Below are 2,391 nucleotides of genomic sequence, written 5' to 3' on the forward strand. Positions count from 1 at the left end.
GCATTTACAATGTCAATTAACTTGAAGCTAAATGTGCCCCGGTCCCGTTATTTGTTTTATTGACGGGAATAAACTGAGCCAGGATACTTAGGAGGTGTGTTTTCCCGTGGGAATGTGTCAGCGCATCAAAACTGAACGAGTCCTTTACGATCAAAGGCTTTTTATAACAGAAAATGAAACGGATGTCCCCTTGGATTTGGGAGGCGCTACCCTTGTTGGGGTGACAAATCCGGTAATCCAGATCGATATTTTGGACTGTGATGTAGATTTTGGAGACCCGAATCTCATGATCCCGCCTACCGTAACACTGCGGGCGAATTTCATTATCGAGTTCACCGGCAGCCTATCGGACGGAACAACCCGCAATTTCGAGTTTTCATTCATTAGAACATTTGGACCTTTCACTTTACCAAAGCTGGACGTGACAGGATTAACGCCGGATGAGCTGCGGCGCGCATTTTGTCAGATTTTGATATCACAATGGTTGCTCCACCGGTACTCACCTTTGACGCCGTCGCCGGGACCTTTGATATCTTAATACAAGCGGCCGTCAAACTAAAACTGGTGGTTTTTGATCAGATCATGGTGGCGTTGTGTCCGCCCGCTAACAGCGTGGTCCTAAGCGGTACGGATATTAACGTACAGTTTCCTGATTAAATGTGTTTAAGCGGTGTCAGGAGCCGGGGATACAGATCCCCGGCTATCCCGAAGGAGGTGCCAGTGACATGACATCCCTTAAACTTCCTGTAATAACCGACGGGCCTGTCAGAGTTAAGGCAACGGTCAGAATCGGCCCCCCCGCCGATCCCGATCCCGTTCCTGCTCCGGACTTTGCCGGGCGTAAAAAACCAGTGCAGGGCGATGCCAGTTCACACAAGCTACTGAGAGTGATATTTGAAAGGCTTTTATCTGTGTTTAGCAATAAAAAGGGAGTCCGTGCGGACTAAATGGCCTTATTTGATCGTTTTAAAGCTGACCGTGTAGCTTGTGATGAAATAATCATTCTGAGAGATATTGAGCGGGGGGTGCCGATCCAGCCCGAACTGCCGCCCGGAAGCACGATAGATCCTGACCGGACGGTAGTGGAAGCAGCGATCACCGAGTGCAAATTGCGGACTGACTTAGCCAATGACCGGTTCTTTTTCACGGCGGACGCATTCATTTCCAAAGATATTGCCGTGGATCGTCCCGGACTGCCGTCGGTCACGCTGGAATACGGTTTCAATATTACTTTCCCGGAAGCCATGGTCGCAGGATGCCGGCCTAGTCAGATCCAGCCGGATATCCTGAGGCGCTTGCGGTGCCAAATCTATGATATAAAAGCCCAGGAGTATTTGACCCTGGATCCGGCTGCCGGTACATTCGACGAAACGCTCATACTCACAGTCACAGTCAAAATTGTTTTTGAAGATCAGATTCTGATTCCAACGCCAACGCCTACTGTCTCACCGACAGTTGCCCCGACAGTAACTCCGCCGATTTGCGTGGTGGTGTCTACTTTGGCACTGGAGATCGTAGCCGGAAAAATAAGGGCCCAGATTGGTCCATCGGCATTGAGGGATCAATTGCTGCATTCCGTCGCTCTGGCGATCAAATTGCTGAAGATGGGCTTAGTGCAGGAAACATTGGTGGTACTATCGGCATTGACGGATAATCTGCAATTTGTGTTTAATTCAACTCCCTTTCGGCGTCAGGCGTTGAGCTTGATCTTGGGCGATATTGCGGTTGCACGCATAGAAATTGTGAATGCGATCAGATAGAAAAGACAGGAGTGGTTATCATGGTATGTAACCCCGGAACCTCCGTAGTTGTGGAAAACTTTACAATCACATTCGTCGGCGCTACCGATGTAGGCGGAGGAATTGTCCGCTGGTGTTGGGATATAGCCTTCACCGGAGAAACAGGTCCTGCTTTAAGCCATTGGGACATCCAAACATGTCCCCAATTGACTTTGGCGCAATTAACTCGTTTCACCGTAACCGATGTAGTAAACAATGTTGTCCTGTTCGATACATCCGACCCGACAGTAATTGCACAATTCATCCAATTCGCCCCCGGGTTTCCTGATGGTTTCGCGGTATATGGTATGAAGACGGATATGGGATTTACGGAGAGCGAACTTGGTCCAGGCGAGACCTGGAGGTTTTGCTACTATTTCAATGAAGCTCAGGTTCCGCTGATTCCAGTACAAGGTTTCGTCGCCACGAAATCCGGAGCAGGTCAGGCGGCTGATGATATCGTATTCGGGTTGTGTGTACCTGGCTGTGATGAGTCACCACCACGTCGCGGCTATCGTGTTTGACGGCGCGCCTGCATAACGCCTTATTGCGACTTCGTTTTGCGGCCCTTTCAGGGCCGCTTTTTTATATTTTTTTCATTTTCGTCCGTATA

Annotated in this window: 3 protein-coding genes; all 3 read left to right on the forward strand. The window is 49.4% G+C overall.

Features of this window, described 5'->3' with window-relative positions; translation table 11 throughout:
• Positions 1-480: 480 nt before the first annotated feature.
• The 3 genes from B2633_RS12760 to B2633_RS12770 all read left to right on the forward strand — a co-directional run bounded on the left by B2633_RS12760 (position 481) and on the right by B2633_RS12770 (position 2,302).
• A complete protein-coding gene (locus B2633_RS12760) occupies positions 481-657 on the forward strand; it encodes a hypothetical protein (protein WP_483171083.1) in 177 nt (58 codons plus the stop codon).
• A gap of 290 nt (positions 658-947) precedes the next feature.
• The gene (locus B2633_RS12765; RefSeq protein WP_483171084.1) at positions 948-1,760 is read left to right on the forward strand and encodes a hypothetical protein; all 813 of its coding nucleotides are present in this window, start codon (positions 948-950) and stop codon (positions 1,758-1,760) included.
• Between the two features lie 50 nt (positions 1,761-1,810).
• Positions 1,811-2,302: a hypothetical protein gene (locus B2633_RS12770; protein WP_483171085.1), complete on the forward strand. Its 492-nt coding sequence runs from the start codon at positions 1,811-1,813 to the stop codon at positions 2,300-2,302.
• Positions 2,303-2,391: the final 89 nt, after the last annotated feature.

Origin of the sequence: Syntrophomonas sp. UBA1041 (genome assembly GCF_002316705.1) — a bacterium.
Classification (GTDB): domain Bacteria; phylum Bacillota; class Syntrophomonadia; order Syntrophomonadales; family Syntrophomonadaceae; genus DTU019.

Coding starts and splice junctions, on each gene's coding strand:
- B2633_RS12765 (WP_483171084.1), top strand. CDS start 948: ATGGCCTTATTTGATCGTTTTAAAGCTGACCGTGTAGCTTGTGATGAA.
- B2633_RS12760 (WP_483171083.1), top strand. CDS start 481: ATGGTTGCTCCACCGGTACTCACCTTTGACGCCGTCGCCGGGACCTTT.